We start from the raw sequence: 26,641 nt of genomic DNA, 5'->3' as shown, positions 1-26,641 counted from the left end.
GTGGGCGGGTGGGCGGTCGATCAGAAGAAGCCCTGGGCCTTGGGGGCGTAGGACACCAGGAGGTTCTTCGTCTGCTGGTAGTGGTCGAGCATCATGTGGTGGTTCTCGCGACCGATGCCGGACTGCTTGTAGCCACCGAATGCCGCGTGCGCCGGGTACTGGTGGTAGGTGTTCGTCCACACCCGCCCGGCCTGGATGGCGCGACCGGCCCGGTAGGCGACGCCGCCGTCGCGGGACCACACGCCGGCGCCGAGACCGTACAGGGTGTCGTTGGCGATGGAGATCGCGTCGTCGAAGTCCTCGAACGAGGTGACCGACACGACGGGACCGAAGATCTCCTCCTGGAAGATCCGCATCTTGTTGTGGCCGCTGAACACCGTCGGCTGGACGTAGTAGCCCCCGGACAGGTCGCCGCCGAGGTCGGCGCGCTCACCACCGGTGATGACGGTGGCGCCCTCGTTCTTGCCGATCTCGATGTAGGACAGGATCTTCTCGAGCTGGTCGTTGGATGCCTGCGCGCCGATCATGGTGTCGGTGTCGAGCGGGTTGCCCTGACGGACCGCCTTCGTGCGGACCGCGGCGAGCGACAGGAACTCGTCGAAGATGTCCTGCTGGATCAGCGCGCGGGACGGGCACGTGCACACCTCGCCCTGGTTGAGCGCGAACATGGTGAAGCCCTCGAGCGCCTTGTCCTGGTAGTCGTCGTTCGCGGACAGGACGTCGGAGAAGAAGATGTTCGGGCTCTTGCCGCCGAGTTCGAGGGTGACCGGGATCAGGTTCTGCGACGCGTACTGCATGATCAGGCGGCCGGTGGTGGTTTCGCCGGTGAACGCGATCTTGCGGATGCGCGGGCTCGACGCGAGCGGCTTGCCGGCTTCCACACCGAAACCGTTGACGATGTTCACCACACCGGGCGGCAACAGATCGCCGATGACGGAGATCAGGTACAGGATCGACGCCGGGGTCTGCTCTGCCGGCTTGAGGACGACCGCGTTGCCCGCAGCCAGCGCGGGAGCGAGCTTCCACACGGCCATGAGGATCGGGAAGTTCCACGGGATGATCTGGCCGACGACACCGAGCGGCTCGTGGAAGTGGTACGCGACCGTCTCGGAATCGATCTCGGAGATCGAACCTTCCTGCGCGCGAATGGCTCCCGCGAAGTAGCGGAAGTGGTCGATCGCGAGCGGGATGTCCGCGTTGAGGGTTTCGCGGATCGGCTTGCCGTTGTCCCACGACTCGGCGAGCGCGATCGACTCGAGGTTCTCCTCGATGCGGTCGGCGATCTTGTTGAGGATGATCGCGCGCTCGGCGGGCGAGGTCTTGCCCCACGCCGGGGCGGCGGCGTGCGCGGCGTCGAGCGCGAGTTCGATGTCCTCCTCGGTGGACCGGGCTACCTCGGTGAAGGGCTGCCCGGTGACCGGGGTGACGTTCTCGAAGTACTGCCCCTTGACCGGCGCGACCCACTGGCCGCCGATCCAGTTGTCGTAGCGGGCCTGGAAGGACATCAGGGCGTCGGGTGAACCGGGGCGGGCGTACACGGTCATCGGTGTCTCTCCTGCGTGTCGTCGGGCCGCACTGTGTGCGGGACGGTCGGATCGTCCCCTCGCGGGGTGTGATCCGGAACACTAGGAGCAACGGGGTTGCAACTACGTTGCGAGCTGCCGATCCAACAGATCGATCCTGGCCTTGACCTGCGCATATATCGCCGAACCGGGATCGAGGGCGGTGAGGTACGCGGACCAGGCGGTGAGGTCGTCGCGGCCGTGCACCGACGACGTCCACTGCGCCAGCAGGTGCGCATCGCCGCCGCGCAGCAGCGCCGCCTGCACGCGGGTGCGCAGTTCGTCGCGGATCTCCTCGATCCCCGGCGCGGCCGATCCGGGCAGCACCGGCCCGGTGTACAAGCGCACCGCGGTCGCGGTGTCGCCGCGGTCGAGAGCGGCGCGGACGTCGGCGACATCGGTGACGAGGTCGCCGAGCAGCCGATACGGCCGCGATCCCACCCGATCCGATCCGAAGGTCTTGCGCAGCCGCGACATCTCGGCGCGAATCGTCACCGAGTCGAGTTCGGCCTCGTCGAGCAGGACCGCGAGACGGTCCGCACCGAGCCCCTCCGGATGATCGGCGAGCAGCAACAGGATCTCGGCGTGCCGCTGCGACAACGGGATCCGCTGCCCGTCGCGGTGCAGCATCGGCCGGCCCGACCCGAACGTCTCGAGGCGGGACGCCGATCCGGTCAGCAGATGCGGGGCGCTCATGAGGTGCAACCGCAGCTCCGCCTCGGCGGCAGCGACGGTCGCACGGACGAGTTGCAGCACTTCCGGCACGGCGACACGCGGACCGCCGGTGATGTCGATGGCACCCAGGATGCGGCCGCTGATCGGATCGTGCACCGGCGCCGCCGAACAACTCCAGTCGTGCACGGTCCGGTTGAAATGCTCGGCCGCGAAGATCTGCACCGAATGATCCAGCGCCAGAGCGGTTCCGGGAGCATTGGTGCCGACGTGGTCTTCGCTCCAGTCGGCGCCCTCGACGAAACTCATCGACAGCGCCCGGTCGCGGGCGGAGTGATCACCCTCGACCCACAGCAACCGGCCGCGCTCGTCGCTGATCGCGACGAGCAGACCGTCGTCGGCGGCGTCCTCGACGAGGAGTTTGCGCACGACCGGACGGATCAGCGCCATCGGATGCCCCGAGCGGTATTCCTCCAGGTCGACGCCGGTGAGCAGGCTCGGCTGGTCCACCGAATCCGGGTCGATGCCACGTTCGACGCTGCGCAACCACGAGTCGCGCACGACCGAGCGGACCGCCGACGTGCCCTCGCGCGCATCCAGGAATGTCCGGTGGGCCGACGACATGCGCAGCGCGTGTGCGGCGGCGTCGTCCCCGGGCCGCAGCGCCACCCACGGGTTCACCGACGGCTTCGTTGTCTGGGTCATCTACCGGCGTCCTCCTTGCCGACACTGTAGTCCAGGTCACACAGGTGGCGCCAAGCGCCCGGTGTGTCTTTGTGGTGCCCCCGACCGCCACAAAGACACACCGACGCGGTGGGCGAGCATCACGGCGGTGGCGTGGGGGCCGCGGCTCGGCACCTCGGGGAACACGGAGGTGTCGACGACGCTCAGACCGTCGATGCCGTGGACGCGGCACCGTTCGTCGACGACCGACCCGTCGTCCGTGCCCATCCGGCACGTGCCGGACAGGTGCAAGGACGTCCCGAGGTGCGTGGTGAGACTGCCCGTGTCGACGAGGTCGGTCATCGCGCCGAGCATGTCCGTGGCGAGGTGGACACCCTCCCGGAGGTCGGCACGATCCTGCGGGTGCTCGAGATAGCGGTAGTCCAGGACGGGCGCGGACCGGGGATCGGCGGGATCGAGCAGAATCCGTCCGCGGCTGCGGGGCCGGGTGAGCACGACGCCGAGCACCGGGTCGGCGACGCCGCTTCCCGGGATCGCCGTGCCGAACGGCACGGTGTACGGGCGCAATTCGAGGGACCGGGTGTGCAGAACCGTCTCGAGCAGCGGCGCCCCCGTCGGCAGTTCACGCCGGTAGCGGTATCCGATCGCCACCTCGGGATGGTCGGTGAAGTCCCGGCCGACCCCCGGAAGGTCGTGCAGCACCGCGATTCCGAGTCGCCGCAGTTCGTCGGCGGGGCCGATGCCGGAGAGCATCAGCAGTTGCGGCGAGTGCACGGCACCCGCACACACCACGACGTGACCGGCCGTGATCTGTCGAGTGCCCGCTCCGTCGGCGACCTCGACCCCCACCGCGCGACCGTTCGCCAGGACGATCCGCAGCACCTCCGTGCCGGTGGCCACCGTCAGGTTCGTCCGGCGCAGGACCGGCAGCAGGTACGCGAGCGCGGGACCGACGCGCATCCCGTCGCGGATGTTGAGCGGGACGCGGCCGACGCCGTCGGGGCCGGGAGCATTGAGGTCGTCGACGGCCGCGAATCCCGCCGCGACCGCGGTCTCGTGGAACGCGGCGGACACCGGGTGCAGCCGATCCCACGGGACCCGCCCGACCGGCACGGGACCGTCGCTGCCGTGCAGGTCGCCGGGAAAGTCGGAGTCGGTTTCGAGGGCTCGGAAGTCGGCGAGCACCTCGTCGTACGCCCACGACGCCGGCCAGCGGGCGAGATCACCGGGCCGGGCCCGCACGAAGTACGCTCCGTTGACGGCACCGGAACCGCCGAGGACCCGTCCCCGCGCCACCGTGGTGGCGACCTCGGCGGTGAGCCGCGCCGTGTAACGAGTCGCCCAGACACTGCCCGGACCGACGGGAACGATTGTAGCAGTGCGGATTTCGTCCGGCGTCTCGTGCACGGTCCGGTACCCGGGTCCGGCCTCGACAAGCAGCACGGATCGATCCGGATCGTCGCTGAGCCGTGCCGCGACCACGGACCCGCAGCTTCCTCCACCGACCACGACGACGTCGGCGTGCGCCGGCAGCACGTCAGTTCCGGATGTCGGGGATCAGTGCGGCCGGGTCGCGGGCATCGAGCGCACCCTTCCACAGTCCGGCACCGTATGCGAGATCGTCGAGCCGTCTGTAGAGCACGTAGCGCACGGGGTCGAGACCGCCTTCCTCGCGATGCCCGAACCAGTCCCAGAGTCCTTCCGCGACAGCAAAAGCCGCGACCGTCCGCCGTATCCGGGAGGAGAACAGCGAAGCGACGAGGGTGACCGGCCAGTAGTGCCGGCAGAGAGCTGAGGCGAGCTGCCACATGCCCCCGGCGAAACCCTGCGCGGTGAGCACCGCGGCGATGCGGGTGGGCTGGTCCAGTTCGGTGAACATGCGCCGCAACCGCAGCAGGGTCACGAGCAGCGAGATCGCCGAACCGAGCGCCCCGAGGCGGGTGCACGTGGCGGCGGCGACGCAGGCGAACAACGTCCACACCGACATCACCATCGGGGCGACGGACCCGGGATGGCGCGCCGCCAGCGGAGCAGCACCGGTTCCGTAGAAAGCCTTGCGGGTGAACCACTTCCGGAATCCGATCCGGTGGTCGTGCGCGACCCGCGCGACCGGCTCGTAACGGAGCCGCCAGCCGGACTGCTGCAGCCGCCAGCACAGGTCGACGTCCTCCGCGACGTGCATGGTCTCGTCGAACCCGCCGAGTTCGTCCAGCACGTCGCGGCGCACCACCATCGCGGCGCTCGGTACGTAGGCGACGGGACTGCCCGCGACCACCGCGGCTTCACGGCGTCCGAGATCCAGCGACGACCGGGCGTGTTCGTACCGTGCGAGCGGGGCACTGTCCGGGTCGAGCGCGACGATGCGCGGAGCGACGAGCGCGACCGCGGGATCGGTGAAGTGCCCGAGAATCGCCTCGAGCCAGCCGATGCGGGGCACCACGTCGGAATCCAGGAATGCCACGAACGGTGTTGTGGCCGCCCGCATTCCGGTGTTCCGGGCAGCCGCGGGTCCCCGCGACGTCTCGTGGCGCAGGACCGTCACCCGTCCGGCCTCGGGTGCGACGAAGGGCGTTTCGGATCCGTCGTCGACGACGATCACCCGGACCGATTCGAGCGCCTGCAGCAGCCGCCGCAGACCGGCAGGGTTGTCCTTCGCCGGGACCACGACGGTCACGTCCGAGGTCGACGGCAGGGCTGTGGGCCGGGGGTTGCCGACCCCCGAGTCGAGGAGCCGGCGGGCCACGACCGCGGTCCTCGAATCGACCACCCTCAGGTAGCCGTCGTCGAGCATCGCCGCCGCGGCCGGGGCGAGTTTGAGCATACGGGTCGGTGACCCACCGATGAGCACCCGTCCGGCGGAGAACGCCCGCACCCGAGGGTCGATCCGGACGCCGAAACCGTCGGGCAGCCGCGACGTGGGAGTGCGCTTCGTTGCGCCCTGTGTCACCGGAGTCTCCCCTCTGCACCGGGCTGCCAGCGGGCAACCTGTGCAGTCGCACGTTCGACCAGGTCTGCGAACATCCGGGCTCCCCGCTCCGCGGTGGCGGCCGTGGGATCGCCCAGCACCCCGTTCGCCGACACGGCGACGATACCGCCCTCCCGCAATCGGGGCAGCAGAGTCGCGATGGATTCCGTCGAACCCACCTCGGCGCGGTCCATTGCCACGACCTCGGGTGCCAGGTGCAGCAGCAGGCTGGTCTCCGTGTCCCCGGCATGCGCATCCCCACCGGGTACCGCGCACGGCAGCCACGCGGCGTCCCGGCCCTCGTAGCGCAGCAGGGCAACCGCTTTCGCGAGGGCGTGCGCGTTGCCACCGTGGCCGTTGACGAACACGACGCGCGCGGCCCACCGGCACACCGACCGGCCGTATTCGACGAGCAGTGATTCCATGACCTCGGCGCCGATCGAGACGGTGCCCGCGAACGCCTCGTGTTCACCACTGGCCCCGTAGGCCACCGCCGGCGCGGTCATCACGTCCGGCAGTGCTCCCGCGACCGCGGTCGCGATGCGCGTGTCCGTGTCCAGCGGCAGGTGCGGTCCGTGCTGCTCGAAGGCGCCGACCGGAACGGCGACGGTCGCATGGCCCGGCGCGATGTCGGGCCAGCGGGCGGTGTCGAGGTTCCGGTTCACCGCCCCGATGTTATGCGGTGCCCGTCACCTGTTCGAGCGCGCGTTCGACCCGGGCCAGCGCCGCCTGCCAATGAGTGCGTTGCCGCTGCCGTTCGTCGGGGCCGGCGAGGCGTTCCTGGTGGAATCTCAGGACGGTGCCCGTCGGGCCGGCCTGCACCGCCACCTGCACCGTGGTGTCGTGATGCCACGTCGGAGGGCGCCAGGTCAGGCGCACGCGATCGGACTCGTGACGGCTGCGCAGTTCCCCACCGGTTCCGTCGTCCGCCTGCCACTGCTCTCCCTTCTCGTGCGGGATCACGGCGCCTGCGCCGAGCCAGAGGCCCGGTTCTTCGACGATCAGCGACCACACCGCGTCGATCGGGTGCGGGAGTGTCTTGGAGACGCCGATCTGCCAGCCGCGTCCCTGGTCTTGCCGACGGTGTCGGTCATGCCTGTTCCTTCCGTCGATGTGCGCGGACCTTGTCCCGGTTGCCGCACCGGGCCATCGAGCACCACCGGCGGCTGCCGGCGCGCGAGGTGTCGACGAAGACGAGCGGGCAGTCGTCGGCGGCGCAGCGTTTGATCCTGGACGCGCGCGGTCCGCCGAGCAGGTCGACGGCGTCGCGGGCCAGGGTCGACAGGGCCTGGTCGCCGGTGATCGGGACGACCGTGCCGGGCGCCGCGAGTTGCGGCGCGATGTCCGGCCGGGCCGCGGCCGCATCGATGACCGCGGTGTCCGAAGGGCTGGGTCCACTGCCGTCGATGCATCGGTTCAGGCTGTGCCACAGTGCTTCCCGAAGGTCCTTGGCCTGCGCGACGTCGTGCGGGCCGAGCCGGACGTGTGCGGCCGGGACCCGCATGCGGGCGGCGATCCAGTTCGTCAGGTCGTCGGGTGTGTGAAGTGTTTCCCACCGGGCCCGCTCCGCCGCGCCGCCGGTGTAGACGAAGTCCACACACAGCGATCCGGAATCGACCTCGAAGTCGATCCCCTCCGGGGAACGCAGCATCACCATGTAACCATCTTACGGGGTTACAAGAATCGTCGGCAAGCGCAGCGCGTAGGCTGCCCTCCGTGCTGATCGAACCGCGCACCCTCGACGACCCGGCTGTCCTCGAACTCCTCGGTGAACTGCAACTCGAATACGTCCACCGCTACGGCGGCCCCGACGACAACGAACTCCTTCCGGCCGAGTTCGTCGCACCCCACGGCACCTTCCTGCTCGCCCGCGACGAGGGACAGGCCGTCGGCATGGGCGGCTGGCGCACCCTCGACGGGTCCTGTCCCGGCATCCGCCCCGACGACGCCGAGATCAAACGCATGTACGTGCGGGACACGGCCCGGCGACGCGGGATCGCCCGGCGTCTTCTCGGCGCCCTGGAACGCACCGCCACCGACGCCGGGCGACGCCGGATCGTCCTGGAGACCGGTACCGCGCAACCCGAGGCGATCGCCCTGTACGAGGCGAGCGGCTACACCCCGATGGCCGAACGGTACGGCCGGTACGCGCACACCGAGTTCGCGCGCTACTACAGCAAGGCGCTGCCGCCGCTTCGGCTGGCCACCTCGTCGGATCTGCCGCTCCTCCAGGACATCGAGCGAGCGGCGGGCGCACCGTTCGCGGAGATCGGCATGACAGTGGTCGCCGACGACGAGCCGCCCACCATCGAAGAGCTGCAACACTATTGCGACGGCGACCGCGCCTGGGTGCACTTCGACTCCGGGAACCGGCCGGACGCCTACCTGATCCTCGACGTCGTCGACGGGCACGCCCACATCGAGCAGGTCTCCGTGCATCCCGACCACGCGCACCGCGGGATCGGGAGAATGCTCATCGAGCACGGCGCGCAGTGGGCCCGCGACCGCGGCCACCGCGCCTTGACACTCACGACGTACGTGGACGTGCCCTGGAACGGCCCGTACTACGAGCGCCTCGGGTTCCGGTTCGTCGACGACGCGCACCTCGGCCCCGAACTGCGGGAGATCCGCGCCGCGGAGGCGCGCCACGGCCTGGACCGGTGGCCGAGGACCGCGATGCGCCGGGAGCTGTGAGAACGGCCTGGTATCACTACGGCCGTTCCGTCACAGCGCGGCGACCGCGCGCATCCCCTCGATGATCGCCGCGTCGAGTCGCCGCGGCGTCACCGCGTCGCCGACACGCACCACGCGGAAACTCTCGCCCTGCAGGTCGCGCCACAGCTCGTCGACCGGCTCCTGGTGCGTCGCCACGACCACGTAATCGACTGTGCGGACGGAGTTTTCGGCGGTGAAATGGTGCAGCAGTGTCACCTCGACGCAGTCGGTGTCCGTCAGGGCGGCGACCACCACGTCGGTGACCTGCTCGATGCCCTTGTCGTGAGCGCGCCGGACCCAGCCGTTCATCTCGAGGGTGAGCCCGAGATCCTGGCCGACGATCATTCCGCTGGTGCACACGGTGACCGCGCAACCGCGGTCGGCGAGCAGCTCCGCGACCGAGGTCGCCTGATGGAATCCCAGGTCGTCGACGACGAGCACCCGCCCTGCCGGTTCGGTGCGACCGCCGAGCACGTCGCGCACGTCCACCACCCGTGACGACTCCCCCGCCCAGTCCGGCCGCCGCGGCCGGGCCCCGGTGGCGATCACGACAGTGTCCGGCCGGTATGCCCGGACGGTCGCGGCGTCGACGTCGACGCCGGTGCGGATCTCGACACCGAGCCGACGGCACTCGGCTTCCAGACTCGCGACGGCACCGAGCAGCTCACCGCGGTGCGGCGCGGACGCGGCGACACGAATCTGACCTCCCACCAGAGATTCCCGTTCGAGAAGTGTCACGGCGTGTCCGCGCTCGGCGGCGGTCACCGCGGCCTGCAGGCCCGCCGGTCCCCCGCCGACGACGAGCACCTTCCCCGGCACGGCCGGATCGGGCCGCGTCGCGTCCTCGTATCCGGCATACGGGTTGACCGCGCATCCGATCGGACGGCCCAGCCCGACCCGTCCGATGCAGTCCTGATTGCAGCCGATGCACGGGCGGATCTCGTCGCCGCGTCCGTCGAGGACCTTGCCCGCGAAACCGGGATCGGCGATGTGGGCGCGCACCGCCCCGACTAGATCGCAGACCCCGTCGGCCAGGGCGGCGCTGACCTGGCCCGGGGTCGTGAAGCGGCCCACCCCGACCACGGGCAGGTCGACGGCGGTGCGGATGGCGTCGGGCACGAACAGCGAATAGCCGTGCGGCGTCGACATGGGCGCCTCGACGAGATACAGGGTCTCGGTCGCGACCCCGACCGAGGTGCTCAGGTAGTCCACGTGCCCGGTCGCTTCGAGCATGCGCGCGACGCGCACGGCATCGTCGATGTCGATGCCACCGGGGGTGCCGTCGTGCCCGCTCAACCGGACCCCGAGGACGTATCCGGGACCGAGCGCTGCGCGCACCGCGGCGACGACCTCGAGTAGCAGCCGGGCGCGTCGGTCGAGGTCGCCGCCGTAGTCGTCGGTGCGCGGGTTGGCGCCGGGGGCGAGGAACGCGCGCAGGATCGACGCCTGCGAGCACTGGATCTCGACACCGTCGAACCCGCCGTCGGCACAGCGCCGGGCCGCGTCCGCGTAGCCCGCGACGAGTTCGCGGATCTCGTCCGCGCCGATCGCGACGGGCACCTCACGGAACAGCGGGTCCGGATCCGGCGCGGGCGCCCACAGCGGCCGGCCGGTGTACATTCCGGTGCCCTGGGCGCCGTTGTGGTTGAGCTGGGCGAGGATTCGCGCGCCCTGGGCGTGCACCGCGTCGGTGAGACGACGGTACCCGGGCAGCACCGCCGGATCCCAGCCGCGGATCAGCTTCTCGTACGGCCGATCCGACGGGTGCACCGTGTGCTCTTCGGTGACGATCATCGCCGCGCCGCCGCGGGCGCGCGCGACGTAGTAGGCGATGTGCCGGTCGGTGACCTCGCCGTCGACGGCGAAGTTCGTCAGGTGCGCGGGAAAGACGATGCGGTTGCGCAGCGTGACCGGGCCGAGCCGCAACAGATCGTGCGGGTCGGCGCCGGTCACGTCACGCGGCACCGGTCAGACCTTCGAGTTGCCCTGGTCGAGCGCCATCTGGCTGCCGGTGATGGTCTTTGCGCGGTCGCTCGCGAGGAACAGCACGGCGTCGGACGTGTCGTCGGGGTCGGCGATCGGCTTCTCGGTGAGGATCGGCGCGAAGTTGGGGAGCCAGTGCGGGTACTTCTCGAACATCTTCAGCGCACCCGGGTCGGTGCCCATCGGCGTGTTCACGCCGTACGGGTGGATCGAGTTGACGCGGATGCGGTACTCGCCCAGCTCCTTCGCGGCTGTCTGGGTCATGCCGACGAGACCGAACTTGGCTGCGGCGTAGTTGATCTGGCCGGGCATGGCCTTCAGGCCCGCGACCGAGCTGACGAGGATGATCGAGCCGCCGTTGCCCGCCTCGATCATCGCGGGGGTGGCGGCCTTGAGGGTCTTGAAGACACCGGTCAGGTTGATGTCGATCAGTTCCTCGAACTGCTCGTCGGGCATCTCCCAGAAACGGTTCCACGAGCAGATGCCCGCGTTGGCGACGACGACGTCGAGGCGGCCGAACTGGGCGACCCCTTCGTCGACGACAGCCTTGAGGGCCGCACTGTCGCGCACGTCGGCGATGCGGGCGACGATCTTGCCGCCGGCTTCCTCGACGAGCCGCACGGTCTCGTCGAAGTCCTCGCGGGTCGCCTGCTCGTAGGAGACGTACTCGGAGACCGGTCCGGCGACGTCGACGCCGATGATCGAGGCCCCTTCCCGTGCGAAACGCAGCGCGTGGTTGCGGCCCTGCCCGCGCGCGATGCCGGTGATGAAGACGACCTTGCCGTCGAACTCGCCCATGTGGCGTTCCCCTTCGATCCGCGATTGAAACCTATTACAGTTCTGCGGCGAGACGATACCCCTCCCGGATCGCCTCCCGCACCGTCCGTGGTGCGACGCAGTCACCGATTCCATTGCGCCTGATTCCGGCGAGTTTGTCATCAGGCAATCCCGCTGAGCAGTCCACGAACAATGCATCCGGAACGGTGCTCCGTTCCCCGGTGATCGGGTGTTCGAGGTGGACACCGGTCGGGTCGACCGCGCGCACCGTGACGCTGCGGTGCCGGGTGATGCCGGCCCGTCGCAGCCGGGCGTTCGCGCCGACCAGGTCGCCGGTGGGTGCGAGCCGTGATCCTGCGATGGGATCGCAGGTCGCGTAGTGCACCGGGTGGCCGAGCGCGGCCAGTCGCTCGGCGACCGCGACCGCGATCGGCCCGCCGGCCGGATCCCACACGAGCATCGTCCGCGGCTCGGCCGGTGGACGATCCAGGACCCGGCGCGCGGTCGTGTAGCAGGCGGCGTCGGCAGCGACCGGGAACCCGGGGTGCCGGTCCCGGCTGCCGGTCGCGAGCACGATCGCGGTGCCGGCGGCGTGCGCGTCGTCGAGGTCGGGGGCGGTGACCTCGGTACCGCACCGCAAATCGACACCGCTGTCGCGGCACCGGTCCTCGAGCCAGTCCGCGAGGGTCGCGAGGCGGTCGCGTCCGACGCCGGCGGCCGCGGTCCGCAGCAGGCCGCCGCACCGGTCGGCACGCTCGCGGACCTGCACCCGATGACCCCGGGCGGCGAGGGTGCGAGCGGCCTCGAGACCGGCGGGGCCACCCCCGACGACGAGAACGTCCCGGGCCTGCAAGGCCGGCGAAACGGACTGCTCATCCTCGTGCCCCGCCTCGGGATTGCCGATGCATCCGACCACCGGATTGTGGAAGTCGCGTACGAGGCACGCCTGGTTGCACAGCACGCACGGTCGCGGGTCGCGTCCGGCACGCACGGTCACGACGAGATCCGGGTCGGCGATCTGCGCGCGGGTCATCTCGACGGCATCGCAGACGCCGTCCTCGAGCATGCGCCGAGCGTGCTCCGGGTCGACGATGCTGCCCTGCAACACGATCGGAACGGTTCCGGCGACCGCGTCGCGGATGTGGCGGCACAGTTCCGCGTTGAATCCGGGTGGAGTGTGCGCGTCGGGCCGGTACGAGCCGGGAGTGAACAGGCCGCCCCGCACCACGGTGAGCAGGTCCAGGTGCGGCGCGAATTCGGCCGCGTGCGCGGCGGCGAGGTCGGGAGTGATCCCGGCCCACGGCGCGTTCTCGTCGCAGCACAGCCGCAACGCAAGGATCCGTCCGGGACCGAGCTCGCTTCGGACCGTGGTGATTACGCGGTTCAGCAGCAGGGTCCGGTCGGTGCCGTAGCGGTCGGTACGCATATTGGTCAGCCCCGAGAGGAACTGCCGCAACAGTGAGGCCGGACCGGCGTCGAGTTCGATGCCGTCGACGCCGGCGGCGACCGCGGTCGCGGCAGCCCCGCGGAAACCGTCGACCACCGAATCGATGTCGGCCGCGGTCATCTCGGCGGGCAGCTCCCGGGTCGCCGGATCCGGAACCCGCGACGGCGCGTGCAGCGGCGCCCGGGTCCAGGCACTCGATCCCTGCAGCCCGGCGTGGCCGAGCCCGGCGAGCACGAGCGTGCCGTGCGGGCGGCACGCGGCGACCGTCTCCGCCCAGCCGGCAGCACAGTCGGCGGCCAGCGGTGCCCGCTCGTAGGGGTGGTCGGCAGCGTGCACCGAGGCGACCTCGGTGACGACGATGCCGGCACCGCCGCGGGCACGCCGTGCGTAGTAGTCGACGTGCCGCCGTGAGAGTGCTCTACCCGCAGCGAGATTGGTCTCGTGCGGCCCGAAGATCACCCTCGCCGGCGCGGTCCGTCCGGCGAGGGTGATGGGATCGGTGAGCACTGAGCTTCGTGGACCCCGGTCAGATACCGAGGTCGCGGCGGAAGCCCTCGGGCACGACCACGTCGTCCGGGGTGAGCTCGTGGATCGAGGTCTTGCCCAGGCCCATCAGCGCCGAACCGATTCCGCCGCTGAGGATGTCGAGGACGTTCTCGACACCGGCCTGACCGTTCGCGGCCAGACCCCACAGGTAGGCACGGCCGATGAGCACCGCCTTCGCACCGAGCGCGAGGGCCTTGACGACGTCGCTGCCGCGGCGGATACCGCCGTCGAGCAGCACCTCGACGTCCTTGCCGACCGCCTCGGCGATCGCCGGCAGCGCCCGGATCGGGGCCGGGGTGCCGTCGAGGTTGTTGCCGCCGTGGTTGGACACCGAGATCGCGGTGACACCGGCGTCGACGGCGCGCTTGGCGTCGTCGACCCGCATCACGCCCTTGAGCATGAACGGGGCATCCCCCCACTGCTCCCGCAGCCAGGCCACGTCCTCCCAGGTGGGCAGCGGAGTGGTCATCCACTCGCCGTAGGCACCGAAGAACGTCGGCGCCGCACCCCCGGGCGGGGTCAGGTTCGGGGTGGTCAGATCCGGCACGCCACCGGTCTTGGCCCACTCGAGCAGCCACTTCGGGCGGAAGATGCCCTCGGGCGCGAACTTGACCATCGCCTTGAGGTTCATCCGCTCCGGGATCGCCGGGCTGCCCCAGTCGCGGCCGTTGGAGAACGACCAGTCCAGGGTCATGATCAGGCCCTTGGCTCCGGCGGCGCGGGCCCGCTCCATACGCTGGACCAGCACGTCCCGGCTGCCGACCCAGTACATCTGGAAGAACGTCTTGTCGTTGACCGCGGCGACATCCTCGATGGACTTCGAGGCGAACGAGCTCAAGCCCATCGCGACCCCACGGGCGGCGGCCGCCCGCGCGACCGCGACCTCCCCGTCCGGGTGCACGGCCTGCACACCGGTCGGCGAGATCAACACCGGCATCGCCACGTCCTGCCCGAGGACGTGGGTACCCATTTCCCGCTTGTCCGACAGTCCGGCGACGTGCGGCGCGAAACCGAGTTCCCGGAACGCGGCGATGTTGTCGTCGACCGTCAGGCCCGCTTCGGAGCCGGCGACGAGCGCGCCGTAGACGGATTTCGGCAGCCGCTTGCGGGCACGTTCCTGCGCGACGGCGACGGTTTCGAACCAGGGGTCGGTCGCCCACGGGTTCTTCAACCAGGATGGCTTGGCCATGGTCTGTGGTCTCCTCGGGAATTACAGTCCTGCGAGCGGGTTTTCGTCGCAAAACTTGGCGGGGGGCTTGGTCAGCAGGGTCAGCGGAACCGGCGCGGCCGGGGTGCGGCGCTCGGCGCGCTTGCCGGTGCGCGAGTGGTCGACGCTGGACTGCGGCACGGTGCGCTCGCCGGCGAGCGCGGACTGGCCGTAGCCCTGGACGCATTCGGGGTCCGGGCCGTCCATCGGCAGGCCGGTGAAGAACTTCGCGGCCATGCAGCCGCCGCGGCACGCGTCGAAGAAGTTGCACGAGGAGCACGCGCCGGCGGACTGCGGCTCGCGCAGCTGCCTGAACAGCTCGGAGTTCTTCCATACCGAGGCGAATCCGCCGTCGGTGAGGATGTTGCCGGCGTGGAAGTTGTCGTGGATCGCGAACGGGCACGCGTAGACGTCGCCGACCGGGTCGATCAGGCACACCACCCGACCCGCGCCGCACAGGTTCAGCCCCGGCAGCGCACCGGCACCGCTCTGGCCGCCGAACGCGGACAGGTGGAAGAACGAGTCGCCGGTGAGCACACCCTCGCCGTGCGCGACGAGCCAGTCGTAGAGCTGCCGCTGCTGCTCGTGCGTCGGGTGCAGCTCGTCCCACACGTCCACCGCGCGTCCGGACGGACGCAACCGGGTGATGCGCAGGGTGGCACCGTACTTGTCGGCCAGAGCCTTGAACTCGTCGAGCTGGTCGACGTTCTCGCGGGTGACGACGACGGAGATCTTGGCGTCGCGGAAGCCGGCCTCGGACAGGTTCTCCAGCGCGCGCACGGCCATCGCGAACGATCCGGGGCCGCGGACGGCGTCGTTGACCTCGGCGGTCGCGCCGTCGAGGGAGATCTGCACGTCGACGTAGTCGGAGGCGGCCAGGCGCGCGGCGACCTTCTTGTCGATGCGCACCCCGTTGGTGGAGAACTTCACGCCCACCTGGTGCTCGGTGGCGTAGTCGACCAGTTCCCAGAAGTCCGAGCGCACGGTGGGTTCGCCACCACCGATGTTGACGTAGAAGACCTGCATGCGCTGCAGTTCGTCGATGATCGCCTTGCACTGCTCGGTCGACAGCTCCCGCGGGTCGCGTTTACCGGACGAGGACAGGCAGTGCACGCACGACAGGTTGCACGCGTAGGTCAGTTCCCAGGTCAGGCAGATCGGGGCATCGAGGCCCTTCTCGAACTGGTCGACGAGACGACCCACTTTCGGGGGTGCAGAAGTGACGGGTGGTTCGAGCAGAGACGTCATGGCGGGTCCTTGCTGGTTCGGGGCGTCAGGCGGGGACGATCATGTGGGAGTCGGCCAGCGTGCGCAGGGCATGCAGGTAGGGCCGCTCGGCGTTCTCGTCGATTCCGTGGGCGCGCAACGCATCCCGCACCGAATCGTGCTCGCCCAGACAGCGGACGACCTCGACGATCACGGTGTTCTTCAGAAACGACAGCTTGCGGGTGCCGAAGTGGTAGAGCAACGCCCCGAACGGCTCGGGGCGAAGCGCTACCTGCGGGTGGAGCCGCCACGTGGCGCCCGGATCGAACTGTGCAGTTGCCACGGCGGTGGCTCCGGGTGCGGTCATGTCAGTACACGCCGCACATGCCGTCGATGGAGACCTCTTCCACGAGGGACTCCTCGATGAGCTCGGACTCGATCACCGCGTTGTCACGATCGGACATGTTTCCTCCTCGGATTTCTGCTCCAGGTGTGGAGTCGACGCCACAACCGGTCTTGCGTTGTGACTCGGTTCACCACTGTAATGGCATCGAGTGCAGAATGTCATCTATGGATCGAGGGAATCATGCGTAGCCGTCGGAAACCGTCCGCTCGGACAGGTCGGCGCCCCTCCACCACGAGGGAGGGACTCAGCGCCGTCGGCATCGAACTGTTCCGCGAACGCGGCTTCGACGAGACCAGCGTCGACGAGATCGCCGAAGCCGCCGGGATCGCACGCCGCACGTTCTTCCGCTACTTCCCGTCCAAGAACGCGGTGCCGTGGGGCGACTTCGACGAGCACCTCGCACACATGCGCGCCCACCTGTCCGCACTTCCCGAGGACATGCCCCTCGCCGAGGCCCTGGCGTCGGCGCTGCTGGACTTCAACACCTTCCCCGAGTCCGAGGCGCAGCGACACCGCGCCCGCATGGAACTGATCCTGCGCAACCCGACCCTGCAGGCGTATTCGTCGGTGATGTACCAGGGCTGGCGGCGGGTCATCGCCGAGTTCGTGGCCGCCCGGACCGGCGCCTCGGCCGACGATCACTTCCCGCGTACCGTCGCCTATCTCATGCTCGCCGTGGCGGTCTCGGCATACGAACAATGGCTCGCCGACGACTCCGCCGAACTACCCGACCTGCTGGCCTCGGGGATGCGCACCCTCTACAGTGGGCTGAACTCCCCGGCCGTCCCACCGAACGAGGCCCAGTCATGAGCGTGCTCGATTCCCTCGCCCCCTGCACACCCGGACGCTGGACGCACGATCATGTCACGGTCGAACGCGTCGAGTCCGGCCCGTTGACGTTGCGCCGCAACGACGGCCGCCTGCACGTGACGCATTCGCTCGGACCGGCCGATCTCAGCGAACGGCTCGTCGCCGGCGTCACCGCATCGATCGAGGACACCGACTTCGGACAGGACGAGTTCGAGTTGACGATGGTCGGGCTGGTGCGTTCGACGATCCCCGATCCCCTCGACGCGTGGGTCACCTACTACCACAACTCCCTGGGTGAACTTCTCGACGGCACAGCGGATTTCGCGCCCATCCACGACAAGGCCGCGGAACTGGTCCGCGGTCGCGTGCTGGACCTCGGGTCGTGCTTCGGTTTCCTGCCGTTGCGCCTGGCCGGCGCGGGAGCTCAGGTGACCGCCACCGACATCCTTCCGGGCACCATGTCCCTGCTCGACGCCGTCGCCCCGCGCCTCGGCCTGCCCGTCGACACCCTGGTGTGCAACGCCGCGAACGTGCCGGTCCCGGACGACAGCGCCGACACGGTCACGGCGATCCACCTGCTCGAACACGTCGACGACACGATCGGTGCCGCGGTCGTCGCCGAAGCGCTGCGGATCGCCCGGGAGCGGGTGGTGATCGCGGTGCCGTTCGAGGACGCGGCCACCGCCTGCCACGGCCACGTACGCACCTTCGACCTCGACGCACTGACGCGGCTCGGTGAATCCACCGGCCGGGACTTCGAGGTGTTCGAACATCACGGCGGGTGGCTGGTGCTCGACGCATCCTGACGCACCGAGGAGGGGGAATGGCCGAGAAAGTCGATTTCAAGAGGACCCTCGACACCTACCGCGCCGTCCGCGGACAGTTCCGGGTCCTCGACGTGCCGGACATGCAGTACCTCATGATCGACGGGCACGGCGATCCGAATTCGTCGCCGGCATTCGCCGAAGCCGTCGAAGCACTGTATCCGGTCGCGTACAAGGTGAAGTTCGCGAGCAAGCGGGACCTCGGCCGCGACTATGTCGTCCCGCCACTCGAGGGTTTGTGGTGGGCCGAGGACATGGACTCGTTCACGTCGGCACGGGACAAGTCACAGTGGAACTGGACCCTGATGGTCATGGTGCCGGACTGGATCGGGCGGGAGGAGTTCACGGCTGCCGTCGATCAGGCCGGTGCGAAGAACCGGCCGGCACGTCTCGACAACGTGCGGCTCGAGACCCTGTCCGAAGGGAAGTGCGTGCAGACACTGCACGTCGGGTCGTTCGACGACGAGGCCGACGTGCTCGACCGCCTGCATCACGACTTCGTCCCCGGCAACGGATTTCGCATGACGGGCAAGCATCACGAGATCTATCTCAGCGACTTCCGGAAGATCGCGCCGCAGAAGCAGCGCACGATCCTCCGGCAGCCGGTCGCGCGCTGAGACTCCGTTCCGAGTGGAATTGTGTCCGCCACGCGAACACAATTCACACCACACGACGCTCCGCTGAGAAGGAGAACCATGCTGGATCTTTCGGAGTTCGACGCACTGAGTTTCGACTGCTACGGCACGCTCATCGACTGGGAGACCGGCCTCACCGCCGTCCTGGCCCCGTGGGCGCGCGAAGCCGGACTCGACGTGTCCGGCGAGGACCTGCTCCTGGCGTACGGGGACGGCGAGGCCACCGCCGAACAGGACATGCCCGGCGCGCTGTACCCGCAGATCCTGGCCGAAGCGTTCCGTCGTACCGGTGCGGCGCTCGGCGCCGACGTGTCCGACGAATGGGCGGCCCGGCTCGGCGCATCTGTTCCGGACTGGCCCGCGTTCCCGGATTCCGCTGCGGCCCTGGCGTCACTGGCGCAGGACTACACGCTCATCATCGTCTCCAACGTGCACCGCGAGGGCTTCGCGGGCAGCAACGCCCGTCTCGGGGTCACGTTCGACCGGATCATCACCGCGCAGGACGTCGGCGCCTACAAGCCCGCCCCGAACCACTTCGAGGCGCTCGACGACGCGTTGACCGAACTGGAGATTCCCCGCGACCGCCTGCTGCACGTCGCGCAGTCGCTGTTCCACGACCACGTGCCCGCCAAGCGCCACGGACTGCGCTCGGTCTGGATCAACCGCCGCCACGACCGGCCCGGCCAGGGCGCGACCCCGGTCCCGTCCGGCGACTACAGCTTCGACGCCGAATTTCCCGGCATGCAGGCGTTCGCCGAGGCAGCCCGGGCCGCGAAGCACGGGTGAACCGGTCACTGCACGGCGATGTCGCGGCGGCGCAGGGCCGCAACGCCGGCCGCGGCGAGCAGGACCGCCAGGACGGTGAGCACGACCAGCGGGAGGGCTCGCAGCTCGGCCGCCGGCAGCGCCGGCACGTGCACGAACGGCGACAGATCCATCACCCACTGCGGCAGGTTCAGCAGCGGCCCGATCTGGCCGATGAGCACCCACACCACGAACAGGCCCCACGCGATACTCGCCGCGCGTCCCGGGAAGGCGCCGACGCACAGGACGGCCGTCGCGGCGACCAGCAGCACGGCCGGGACGAATGCGAGCGCAGCCGGCATCAGCTCGCCGAGCGGTCCCCCGACGTCCCCGATCGCGATGCCGTACGGAACCGCGACCGCGACACCGAGAATCACGTGCAGGACCACGATTCCGACGACCACCACGACGACGTGGGACAGCATCCACGGGGCTCGGCCGAGCGCGGTCGACAGCAGCGGTTCCACGCGGCCGGAGCTCTCCTCACCGTGCATCCGCAGCACCGCCTGCACCGCGTACGCGGCGGTGAAGAAGGACATCATCAGGAAGGTCACGGCGAAGTACGCATCGGTGAGCGCCTCGGCGCCGCCGCCGAGTTGCGTCATCATGTCGGCGACCGCGCCGCCCTCGTCGAGGAAGTTGTCCATCTCGTCCGCAATGCTCCCGTACGTCACCGCGAGCACCGCGATGCCCAGCGCCCACCACAGCAGTGTCGTGCGCTGCATGCGCCACGCGAATCCGAGAGCCGTCGGCAGGCGCGGAGCGGCCCGGGCCGGGCCCGGGCGCGGCTGCACGAGTCCGGCACCGTGATCGCGCCTTCCGGTCAAGGCGTAGGCGAGCCACACGGTCGCGACGACGAACAGCGCGAAGATCGCGAAGACCCACCATTTGTCGGCGTCGAACGGCCGGACCTGTTGCGCCCAGCCGATCGGGCTGAGCCACGACGGCCACGCGCTGGTGACCCGGATCCCGGACTCGTCGACGCTGCCGGTGGTGTCGCCGACCGCACGCAGCAGGAACGACAGGCCCAGGGCGGCGCCCGCGAGCCCGTTCGCGGCTCGGGATCCCTCGGCGACCTGCGCCGTCACCGCAGCGACACCGGCGAAGGCGAGCCCGGTGGCACCCGTCGCGGCTCCGAGCGCCAGCGAACCACCCACGGGCAGTCCCAACGCGACGGAGACGACCGTGAGCAGCACCGCCAGCACGACGTCCGTGGCGAGTGCAACCAGCAGCGCCGCGGTGAGCATGGCCCGGCGTCCGACGACGGCCGCGCCGACCAGTTCCGCCCGCCCGGTCTCCTCGTTCTGCCGGGTGTGCCGAACCACCATCATCGAGTTCATCAGCCCGGCGGCGAGCGCCAGGAACAGCAGCGTCTGGGCGGCCACGACCGCACCGAGACTGTCGCCCGACACCAGCCCGTTGGTGGCGAGCACCACCGGGGACACGGCGGAACTGACCGCGATCAGGTGCAGGTCGTTCGCGGTCGGGTACAGGTCCTTCAGGCTCACCACCGAGATCGCGTAGACGACGGCGAACGCCACCAGCCACACCGGTATCTGCACGCGGTCGCGGCGCAGCGCCAGGCGGATCAGCCTGCCCGTGCCGGCGTAGGCCGGGCTCGGATGCCTGCCGGTCGCGACGGTGCTCACAGTCCGCTCCCGCCGGGCACCTCGTCGCCGTAGTGCCGCAGGAACAACTCCTCCAACGTGGGTGGGGTGCAGGTCAGGGACGTCAGTTCGAAGTCGAGCAGCCGGCGCAGCACCTCGTCGAGCTGGGCGGTATCGACTTCGCACTGCACGCGCAGTCCCTCGATCTCCAGGTCGTGGACGCCGGGGTGATCACCGAAACCAACTGCGGGACGGGCCGTTTCGGCACGGATCGAGGTGCGGGTGAGGTGCCGCAGCTCGCTCAGGCTTCCCGATTCGACGGTGCGTCCCTGCCGGATGATCGTGACCCGATCGCACAGGGCCTCGACCTCGGACAGGGTATGGCTGGACAGCAGGACCGATCGGCCGTCGGCGACGGCTTCGCGCACGCAGTCCCGGAACACCTCGTCCTTGAGCGGGTCCAGCCCGGAGGTGGGTTCGTCGAACAGGAACAACTCCACGTCCGAGGCGAGGGCGGCCACGATCGCGACCTTCTGCCGGTTGCCCTTCGAGTAGGTGCGGGCCTTCTTGGTGGGATCGAGCTCGAATCTGTCCAGCAGGTCGGCCCGGCGGCGCTCGTCGATGCCCCCGCGCAGACCGGCCAACAGGTCGATGGCTTCACCCCCGGTCAGGTTCGGCCACAGGTTCACATCGCCCGGCACATAGGCCAGCCGCCGGTGCAGGTCCACGGAGTTGCGCCACGGATCTCCGCCGAGGAGTTCCACGAGACCGGAATCGGCGCGGAGCAGGCCGAGCAGGATTCGAATAGTGGTGGATTTGCCGGCGCCGTTGGGCCCGAGGAAGCCGTGCACCTCCCCGACGCGCACCTCGAGGTCGAGGCCGTCCAGGGCTCGGGTCGAGCCGAAGGTTTTGACGAGTTGAACTACGGAGAGTGCCTTCGTCATGTTCGGGAGGCTACTCGGGAGTGGCAGCGGTCGCCGGGTTCTCGGAACCGCACGAGGTTCTCGTACCGCGCGAGCCGATGGTTTCTGTTGCGTAACGAGTCGAGGGCACAGTGTCCCGTTCGTAACTATCTGTGATCGATGGTCGATAATGCGACGGATCGTTGTCTCCCGCCACTGTCGGCGGGGTTGTTCGTCTGTGGAGGTTGTCTGTGGGTACCCGAGTTCGCCGTGGAATTCTGCGCCGTGGAATTCTGTCCGGGGCCGTGTGCGTCGCAGCCGCGGTCGCAACCATCGCATCCACCGCTCCGGCCGGCGCCGCACCCGTATACCCGCCGCTGCCGGCCGACCCGTTCTACCGGCCCGCCGCCGCTGCTTCCTCCTCCACACCGGGTGACGTTCTCGGAATCCGGCGCATGCCGACCCCGGCGGGAATCACCGGGGCCGACACCTGGCAGCTCAGCTTCCGCTCCACGAATTCACAGGGCGAGCCGATCACCGCGGTGACGACGGTGCTCGCTCCCGTCGGCAAGGCACCGGACGGGCCGCTGCTGTCGTTCCAGCACGTGATCAACGCACTCGGACCGCAGTGCGCACCGTCGCAGACGTTGTGGACCACCGATCCGAACCTCGAGATCCGCGAGGCTGTCGGCCTGAACGTCGCGCTGCAGCGAGGCTGGACGGTGGCGATCCCGGACCATCTCGGACCGACCAGCGCGTACGGGGCCGCCAAGCTGGGCGGCCAGATCACGCTCGACGGCATCCGGGCGGTCCAGCGGGCACCGGAGCTGCAGGTCGCGAACAGCCCGGTCACGCTCGCCGGGTACTCCGGCGGCGGCATGGCCACCGGGTGGGCGGCCGCCCTCGCGCCGACCTACGCGCCGGAACTGAACATCGTCGGAGCCGCGATGGGCGGTGTCCCGATGAACCTGCGGAAGATGGCCGACGGCATCGGCACCGATCCGCATCCGGCGTTCGGCCTGGCGTTCGCCGCTGCCCTCGGGCTCGAACGCGAATACCCCGACCGCATCGATCTCAGCGGACGGCTCACTCCCGCCGGGCAAGCGATGCGTGACGGCCTCAGTGCCGCGTGCACCAACGACATCCTGCGGATCGGCGCGGGCGGCAGCCTGCCGCAGGTCAGCCCGATCAGCCGGCTGACCGACGAACCGGGCGCCCTGGCCGTCGTCGACGAGAACAGCCTCGAGTTGTACCCCGGCGTTCCCCCCATGCCGATCTTCGAATGGCACAGCCCGACCGACGCGCTGATCCCGGTCGATTCGATCACCGCGACGCTCGCCCGGTACTGCGCGGCGGGCGCGCACGTCCAGAGCCTCGAGACCCCGACCCCCGACCACATGTCGGCGGCGGTACTCGGCCTCGGGCAGGCGATGGACTTCCTGACCAAGCGCTTCGCGGGCGAGGAAACCCCTCGCACGTGCTGACGTCGTGCGCGCTTTCGGCTGCGGGAGGTGCCGAAAGCGCGCACGAGGCGTTAGATCAGTCCCTGCTTGCTCGCCGCGTACACCGCTTCGGCGCGGCGGCCGACGCCGAGCTTGCGCATGATGTTGCTCACGTGGAACTTCACCGTCGTGGCCGAAATGAACAGCTGCTCACCGATTTTCGCGTTCGACAGTCCTGCGGCGAGTAGTCGCAGCACCTCGAGTTCGCGGTCGGTGAGCTGTTCGGTCTGCGGGACCTTTCCGCTGAGCGTGCGCACCACCGCCGCGGCGCTGCGCGAGTCGAACGCGCTCTCGCCTCGCGAGACGGCCCGGATCGCGCGGACCAGTTCCGTGGTGTCGACGTCTTTGACGACGTAGCCGCGCGCGCCGGCGTGCACGGCCCGCACGACGAGTTGCTCGTCGAGGAACGTGGTGAGCACGAGCAGCCCGAGCCCGGGGTGGGCAGCGGACAACTGGCTGCACAGGGTCAGCCCCTCGTAGTCCGACCCGGCCGAGAGCTTCAGATCCATCAGGACGATGTCGGGGCGCATCCGGTCGACGAGTACGAGCGCTTCGTTCTCCGAGGACGCCTCCCCGACGACCTCGAGGTCGGGTTCCCGGTCGAGGATCGACCGCAGCCCCTGACGGAGGATCGCATGGTCGTCGACGAGCACGATCCTCACGGTGTCCCGGCGGGTCCGCGGCGGTGGCACCGTCATTGCTGTTCTCCTGTTCTCGCCGCATCCTCTTCCTGCGGAACGGTTTTCGGAATGGGGATGCGCACCGCTACCCGGACTCCCCCGATTCGGGCGCGGCGCACCTCGAGCCGGCCGCCGAACTCGTGGGCACGCGCCTGCATGTTCGCCAGGCCGCGGTGCCGGCCGTCGAAGTCGCTGCCGGCGGCCAGCCGCAACATCACCCGGATGCGGGCGGGATCACCGTCGCCGTCGTCGGCGACCGAGAGCAGCACCGACTCGGGTCCGTACGTCAGCCGCAGGACGGCGCGGGTCGCGTTCGCGTGCACGACCGCGTTGAACAGCGCCTCCCCCGCGATCCGCAGCAACGCGTGCTCGACGTCGCCGGACAGTTCGACGGGAGTGCCGCCGACCCGGATCACGATGTCGAGTTCGCCGGGGGTGTGCGCGACCCGCAGTTGCTCGAGCATCTCCGGCAGCGACGACCGATCCGCGTCCGACGGATGGTTGAGCGCGTAGATCGCCGACCGCAGCTGTTCGACGGCGCGGCGTGTCAATTCCTTTGCCAGGTCGAGACGTCCGGCGCGTTCGCTGTCGGGAATGTCGCTGCGGCACACCTCGATCTGCATGCCCGCCGACAGCACGGCCTGGGTGACGCTGTCGTGCAGTTCGCGCGCGATGCGGTGCCGTTCGTCGTCGAGTGCCTGTTGCCGGTGGGCGGCACCGAGTTGCCGTTGGGTCCGTTCCAGTTCGCGCAGGGTCGCTTCGAGTTCGGCGTTGCGTGACTGCAGGTCGGCGGCGGCCCGGTTCGCTTCCCGGTAGGCTTCCTCGGCGCGTTCGAGCAGCAGCTGGCCCCGCTGATAGAGGGCCGAATTCTGCAGGGCCACAGCGGTTTGGCTGGCCAGGATGGACAGCACCGCGCGGTCGGTGGCGTCGAGTGTCCGATGCTCCGGTGTCCACGCCGCGATCGCCCCGGCGACACCACCGCCGAGCACGATCGGCACGAACGCGTGATGGCCCTCGACGACCGGATCCCGGTCGACGCTGCCGCCGCGGATGTCGTCGAGGCAGCGCACGACCTCGTCGGGCAGCGGTGGGCCCTCGACGTTGTCGACGAGGAAGGGCGTCGCGTCCGGTCCGAGCACGAGCCGGCGGGGTCCGGCGTCGGGCAGCATGCCGTCGGCGAGCGCGAACACCACCCAGCGGGCGCTCAGGTGTGCCCGGGCGGCCTCCGCGACCGCGCAGATCAGCGTTTCGGGTCCCTCGACGGTGCGCACGAGCGCCCGCGAGATGAGTTCGAGGGCGTGCACGACCCGTTCGAGACGTTCGGCGGCGCCGCGATACTGCGGGTAGAACGTGGGCTTGCCCGACCGCAGGCCGGTGAGCTGGGACAGGTCCGGGGCAGCGGGATTCACAACGCCGCCCGGAACAGCGCGACCATCTGTTCGTGGGTCGCCGCGCGCGGGTTGGTGGACATGCACGCGTCGCGCAGGGCACCCTCGGCGAGGCGGGTCAGATCCTGTTCTCGCACACCGAGTTCCCGCAGTCCGCGCGGCACCCCGACCTCGCGGGCGAGTCGTTCGACGCGGTCGGCGACGGCGAGGGCGGCCTCCTGTGCGGGGCCGCGGTGCTCGTCCAGGCCGAGGGCCGCGGCGATCGCCGCGAACGGTGCCGGGTCGGCGGCGGCGTTGAATCGGATCACGTGCGGGAGGAGCACCCCGTTGATGACGCCGTGCGGCTGGTCGAGCAGGCCGCCGACCTGGTGGCTCATCGCGTGCGCCGCGCCGAGGATCGCGTTGGTGAACGCCAGGCCGGCCTCGAGGCTGGCCTGGGCCATGGCGGTGCGGTGCGTCATCTCGTGGGGGTCGTCGATGGTGTGGACGAGGGTGCCGGTGACCATCGCGACGGCCCGCAGCGCGTGATGGTCGGTGAGCGGGTTGTGGGCGCGGGAGACGAACGCCTCGATGCCGTGGGTGAGCGCATCGAGCCCGGTCGCCGCGTTCAGGTCGTCGGGCATGGTGGTCAGCAGCCGCGGGTCGATGACGGTCAGGTCGGGCACCAGCGACCGGCCGATGATGGTGATCTTGGTGTTGCGGGTGGTGTCGGTGACGACGCAGAACTGCGACACGTCCGCGCCGGTGCCGGAGGTGGACGGCACCATCACCATCGGCGGGATCGGCAGCGGTGCCCGGTCCACGCCCTCGTAGTCGAGGATGCTGCCGCCGTTCGCGGCGAGCACGGCGATGCCCTTGGCGGCGTCGATCACCGAGCCACCGCCGAGCCCGACCAGCACGTCGCAGCCTTCGGCACGGTAGAGCTCGTGACCGGCGGCAACCTCGAAGTCCTTCGGATTCGGGGTCAGCTCGCTCCACACGACCGGGGCCAGGCCCTGTTCGTCCAGGTGGTGGCGCAGTTCGTCGACCCATCCGGCCTCGACGAGTCCCGGATCGGTGACGAGCATCGGCCGGCTGCCGCCGAGGCGCACGGTCGCGTGCGCGGCCTCGGCGAGGGATCCGGCACCGAACACGATCTCGGGGGCATGGAACTTCGCCGGCGTGGGCGTCTCCCTTCCGGCGTTCCCCGATTCGGTTCGACGTTCCGGTATGGCGACGGCCACTGCAGCACTCCTGACGTCCCCGGCGATTGCGGCGTGTGATCCAGCTTACGGTCCTTCGAGCGTAGGCCGGGTGGGCGGCCGGGGCACCGGGTCGAC

The 26,641-nt window shown here is 69.8% G+C and carries 25 protein-coding genes; 6 read left to right on the top strand and 19 right to left on the bottom strand.

The window, feature by feature from the left end; genetic code table 11:
* Positions 1–20: 20 nt before the first annotated feature.
* The 7 genes from adh to M1M07_RS24995 all read right to left on the bottom strand — a co-directional run bounded on the left by adh (position 21) and on the right by M1M07_RS24995 (position 7,540).
* The gene (gene adh, locus M1M07_RS25025) at positions 21–1,544 is read right to left on the bottom strand and encodes an aldehyde dehydrogenase (RefSeq protein WP_197257315.1); all 1,524 of its coding nucleotides are present in this window, start codon (positions 1,542–1,544) and stop codon (positions 21–23) included.
* A gap of 102 nt (positions 1,545–1,646) precedes the next feature.
* The gene (locus tag M1M07_RS25020; protein WP_248675908.1) at positions 1,647–2,939 is read right to left on the bottom strand and encodes a transcriptional regulator; all 1,293 of its coding nucleotides are present in this window, start codon (positions 2,937–2,939) and stop codon (positions 1,647–1,649) included.
* Positions 2,940–2,975: 36 nt separating this feature from the next.
* Complete coding sequence (gene mftG / locus M1M07_RS25015) at positions 2,976–4,454, bottom strand: mycofactocin system GMC family oxidoreductase MftG (RefSeq protein ID WP_248675907.1); 1,479 nt, start codon at positions 4,452–4,454, stop codon at positions 2,976–2,978.
* 1 nt (position 4,455) lies between these two features.
* Positions 4,456–5,865 (bottom strand): mycofactocin biosynthesis glycosyltransferase MftF, encoded by a 1,410-nt coding sequence (gene mftF / locus M1M07_RS25010; RefSeq protein ID WP_248675906.1) that lies wholly within the window; start codon positions 5,863–5,865, stop codon positions 4,456–4,458.
* The gene (gene mftE / locus M1M07_RS25005; RefSeq protein WP_197257302.1) at positions 5,862–6,548 is read right to left on the bottom strand and encodes a mycofactocin biosynthesis peptidyl-dipeptidase MftE; all 687 of its coding nucleotides are present in this window, start codon (positions 6,546–6,548) and stop codon (positions 5,862–5,864) included. The genes mftF and mftE overlap by 4 nt, the downstream gene beginning before the upstream one ends.
* A gap of 10 nt (positions 6,549–6,558) precedes the next feature.
* A complete protein-coding gene (locus M1M07_RS25000) occupies positions 6,559–6,897 on the bottom strand; it encodes an SRPBCC domain-containing protein (protein WP_248675905.1) in 339 nt (112 codons plus the stop codon).
* Positions 6,898–6,973: 76 nt separating this feature from the next.
* Complete coding sequence (locus M1M07_RS24995; protein ID WP_248675904.1) at positions 6,974–7,540, bottom strand: ABATE domain-containing protein; 567 nt, start codon at positions 7,538–7,540, stop codon at positions 6,974–6,976.
* Positions 7,541–7,599: 59 nt separating this feature from the next.
* On the opposite strand from M1M07_RS24995, the gene M1M07_RS24990 reads away from it, so the two are divergent.
* Complete coding sequence (locus M1M07_RS24990; protein WP_248675903.1) at positions 7,600–8,577, top strand: GNAT family N-acetyltransferase; 978 nt, start codon at positions 7,600–7,602, stop codon at positions 8,575–8,577.
* A 30-nt stretch (positions 8,578–8,607) separates the two neighbouring features.
* Here the strand turns inward: M1M07_RS24990 and M1M07_RS24985 are convergent, their stop codons facing one another.
* Genes M1M07_RS24985 through mftA form a run of 7 tightly spaced genes read right to left on the bottom strand, consistent with a single transcriptional unit; the run spans position 8,608 to position 16,228 of the window.
* Positions 8,608–10,563 carry a mycofactocin system FadH/OYE family oxidoreductase 2 gene (locus M1M07_RS24985; RefSeq protein ID WP_248675902.1) on the bottom strand — a complete coding sequence of 652 codons (1,956 nt, stop codon included), beginning with the start codon at positions 10,561–10,563 and terminating at the stop codon, positions 8,608–8,610.
* A gap of 3 nt (positions 10,564–10,566) precedes the next feature.
* Positions 10,567–11,379, bottom strand: a complete 813-nt coding sequence (locus M1M07_RS24980) for a mycofactocin-coupled SDR family oxidoreductase (RefSeq protein WP_248675901.1) — start codon at positions 11,377–11,379, stop codon at positions 10,567–10,569.
* Positions 11,380–11,413: 34 nt separating this feature from the next.
* Positions 11,414–13,312 carry a mycofactocin system FadH/OYE family oxidoreductase 1 gene (locus M1M07_RS24975; protein ID WP_248675900.1) on the bottom strand — a complete coding sequence of 633 codons (1,899 nt, stop codon included), beginning with the start codon at positions 13,310–13,312 and terminating at the stop codon, positions 11,414–11,416.
* Between the two features lie 19 nt (positions 13,313–13,331).
* Positions 13,332–14,540, bottom strand: coding sequence for a pre-mycofactocin synthase MftD (gene mftD / locus M1M07_RS24970; protein WP_248675899.1), 1,209 nt, complete (start codon positions 14,538–14,540; stop codon positions 13,332–13,334).
* A gap of 21 nt (positions 14,541–14,561) precedes the next feature.
* Positions 14,562–15,806: a mycofactocin radical SAM maturase gene (gene mftC / locus M1M07_RS24965; protein ID WP_197257289.1), complete on the bottom strand. Its 1,245-nt coding sequence runs from the start codon at positions 15,804–15,806 to the stop codon at positions 14,562–14,564.
* A gap of 25 nt (positions 15,807–15,831) precedes the next feature.
* The gene (mftB, locus tag M1M07_RS24960) at positions 15,832–16,131 is read right to left on the bottom strand and encodes a mycofactocin biosynthesis chaperone MftB (protein WP_197257285.1); all 300 of its coding nucleotides are present in this window, start codon (positions 16,129–16,131) and stop codon (positions 15,832–15,834) included.
* Position 16,132: 1 nt separating this feature from the next.
* A complete protein-coding gene (gene mftA / locus M1M07_RS24955) occupies positions 16,133–16,228 on the bottom strand; it encodes a mycofactocin precursor MftA (protein ID WP_068159438.1) in 96 nt (31 codons plus the stop codon).
* Between the two features lie 122 nt (positions 16,229–16,350).
* Here mftA and mftR point away from each other — a divergent pair, with 122 nt between their 5' ends.
* From mftR to M1M07_RS24935, 4 genes are all read left to right on the top strand, one after another.
* Entirely contained in the window at positions 16,351–16,980 is a 630-nt protein-coding gene (gene mftR, locus M1M07_RS24950; RefSeq protein WP_197257283.1) for a mycofactocin system transcriptional regulator, read from the top strand.
* On the top strand, positions 16,977–17,786 hold the full coding sequence (gene mftM, locus M1M07_RS24945) for a mycofactocin oligosaccharide methyltransferase MftM (RefSeq protein ID WP_248675898.1): 810 nt from the start codon (positions 16,977–16,979) through the stop codon (positions 17,784–17,786). The genes mftR and mftM overlap by 4 nt, the downstream gene beginning before the upstream one ends.
* A gap of 17 nt (positions 17,787–17,803) precedes the next feature.
* Positions 17,804–18,421 carry a GyrI-like domain-containing protein gene (locus M1M07_RS24940; RefSeq protein WP_248675897.1) on the top strand — a complete coding sequence of 206 codons (618 nt, stop codon included), beginning with the start codon at positions 17,804–17,806 and terminating at the stop codon, positions 18,419–18,421.
* Between the two features lie 78 nt (positions 18,422–18,499).
* Complete coding sequence (locus M1M07_RS24935) at positions 18,500–19,225, top strand: haloacid dehalogenase type II (protein ID WP_248675896.1); 726 nt, start codon at positions 18,500–18,502, stop codon at positions 19,223–19,225.
* Between the two features lie 5 nt (positions 19,226–19,230).
* Here M1M07_RS24935 and M1M07_RS24930 read toward each other — a convergent pair whose 3' ends face one another.
* The gene (locus M1M07_RS24930; RefSeq protein WP_248675895.1) at positions 19,231–20,892 is read right to left on the bottom strand and encodes an anibiotic ABC transporter; all 1,662 of its coding nucleotides are present in this window, start codon (positions 20,890–20,892) and stop codon (positions 19,231–19,233) included.
* The gene (locus M1M07_RS24925) at positions 20,889–21,794 is read right to left on the bottom strand and encodes an ABC transporter ATP-binding protein (protein WP_248675894.1); all 906 of its coding nucleotides are present in this window, start codon (positions 21,792–21,794) and stop codon (positions 20,889–20,891) included. Before M1M07_RS24925 ends, M1M07_RS24930 begins: the two co-directional genes overlap by 4 nt.
* 209 nt (positions 21,795–22,003) lie before the next feature.
* On the opposite strand from M1M07_RS24925, the gene M1M07_RS24920 reads away from it, so the two are divergent.
* On the top strand, positions 22,004–23,236 hold the full coding sequence (locus M1M07_RS24920) for a lipase family protein (RefSeq protein ID WP_248675893.1): 1,233 nt from the start codon (positions 22,004–22,006) through the stop codon (positions 23,234–23,236).
* Between the two features lie 50 nt (positions 23,237–23,286).
* Here the strand turns inward: M1M07_RS24920 and M1M07_RS24915 are convergent, their stop codons facing one another.
* Genes M1M07_RS24915 through M1M07_RS24905 form a run of 3 tightly spaced genes read right to left on the bottom strand, consistent with a single transcriptional unit; the run spans position 23,287 to position 26,533 of the window.
* Positions 23,287–23,952, bottom strand: coding sequence for a response regulator transcription factor (locus M1M07_RS24915; RefSeq protein WP_248675892.1), 666 nt, complete (start codon positions 23,950–23,952; stop codon positions 23,287–23,289).
* Positions 23,949–25,343 (bottom strand): histidine kinase, encoded by a 1,395-nt coding sequence (locus M1M07_RS24910; RefSeq protein ID WP_308200846.1) that lies wholly within the window; start codon positions 25,341–25,343, stop codon positions 23,949–23,951. The genes M1M07_RS24915 and M1M07_RS24910 overlap by 4 nt, the downstream gene beginning before the upstream one ends.
* Positions 25,340–26,533 carry an iron-containing alcohol dehydrogenase gene (locus tag M1M07_RS24905; protein WP_248675909.1) on the bottom strand — a complete coding sequence of 398 codons (1,194 nt, stop codon included), beginning with the start codon at positions 26,531–26,533 and terminating at the stop codon, positions 25,340–25,342. Before M1M07_RS24905 ends, M1M07_RS24910 begins: the two co-directional genes overlap by 4 nt.
* Positions 26,534–26,641 lie beyond the last annotated feature (108 nt).

It is taken from the genome of Rhodococcus sp. HM1, assembly GCF_023218075.1.
GTDB lineage: Bacteria > Actinomycetota > Actinomycetes > Mycobacteriales > Mycobacteriaceae > Rhodococcus.
The sequence above is the reverse complement of the archived record's forward strand: the minus strand, read 5'-3'. Positions and strand labels throughout refer to the sequence as shown.

Bases quoted from the DNA above. Each gene is read 5' to 3' on its own strand.
- mftA (WP_068159438.1), bottom strand. From the start codon at position 16,228: ATGTCCGATCGTGACAACGCGGTGATCGAGTCCGAGCTCATCGAGGAG.
- adh (WP_197257315.1), bottom strand. From the start codon at position 1,544: ATGACCGTGTACGCCCGCCCCGGTTCACCCGACGCCCTGATGTCCTTC.
- M1M07_RS24940 (WP_248675897.1), top strand. From the start codon at position 17,804: ATGGCCGAGAAAGTCGATTTCAAGAGGACCCTCGACACCTACCGCGCC.
- M1M07_RS24995 (WP_248675904.1), bottom strand. From the start codon at position 7,540: ATGGTGATGCTGCGTTCCCCGGAGGGGATCGACTTCGAGGTCGATTCC.
- M1M07_RS24935 (WP_248675896.1), top strand. From the start codon at position 18,500: ATGCTGGATCTTTCGGAGTTCGACGCACTGAGTTTCGACTGCTACGGC.
- mftM (WP_248675898.1), top strand. From the start codon at position 16,977: ATGAGCGTGCTCGATTCCCTCGCCCCCTGCACACCCGGACGCTGGACG.
- mftR (WP_197257283.1), top strand. From the start codon at position 16,351: ATGCGTAGCCGTCGGAAACCGTCCGCTCGGACAGGTCGGCGCCCCTCC.
- M1M07_RS24915 (WP_248675892.1), bottom strand. From the start codon at position 23,952: ATGACGGTGCCACCGCCGCGGACCCGCCGGGACACCGTGAGGATCGTG.
- mftC (WP_197257289.1), bottom strand. From the start codon at position 15,806: ATGACGTCTCTGCTCGAACCACCCGTCACTTCTGCACCCCCGAAAGTG.
- M1M07_RS25020 (WP_248675908.1), bottom strand. From the start codon at position 2,939: ATGACCCAGACAACGAAGCCGTCGGTGAACCCGTGGGTGGCGCTGCGG.
- mftB (WP_197257285.1), bottom strand. From the start codon at position 16,131: ATGACCGCACCCGGAGCCACCGCCGTGGCAACTGCACAGTTCGATCCG.
- M1M07_RS24925 (WP_248675894.1), bottom strand. From the start codon at position 21,794: ATGACGAAGGCACTCTCCGTAGTTCAACTCGTCAAAACCTTCGGCTCG.
- mftD (WP_248675899.1), bottom strand. From the start codon at position 14,540: ATGGCCAAGCCATCCTGGTTGAAGAACCCGTGGGCGACCGACCCCTGG.
- M1M07_RS24980 (WP_248675901.1), bottom strand. From the start codon at position 11,379: ATGGGCGAGTTCGACGGCAAGGTCGTCTTCATCACCGGCATCGCGCGC.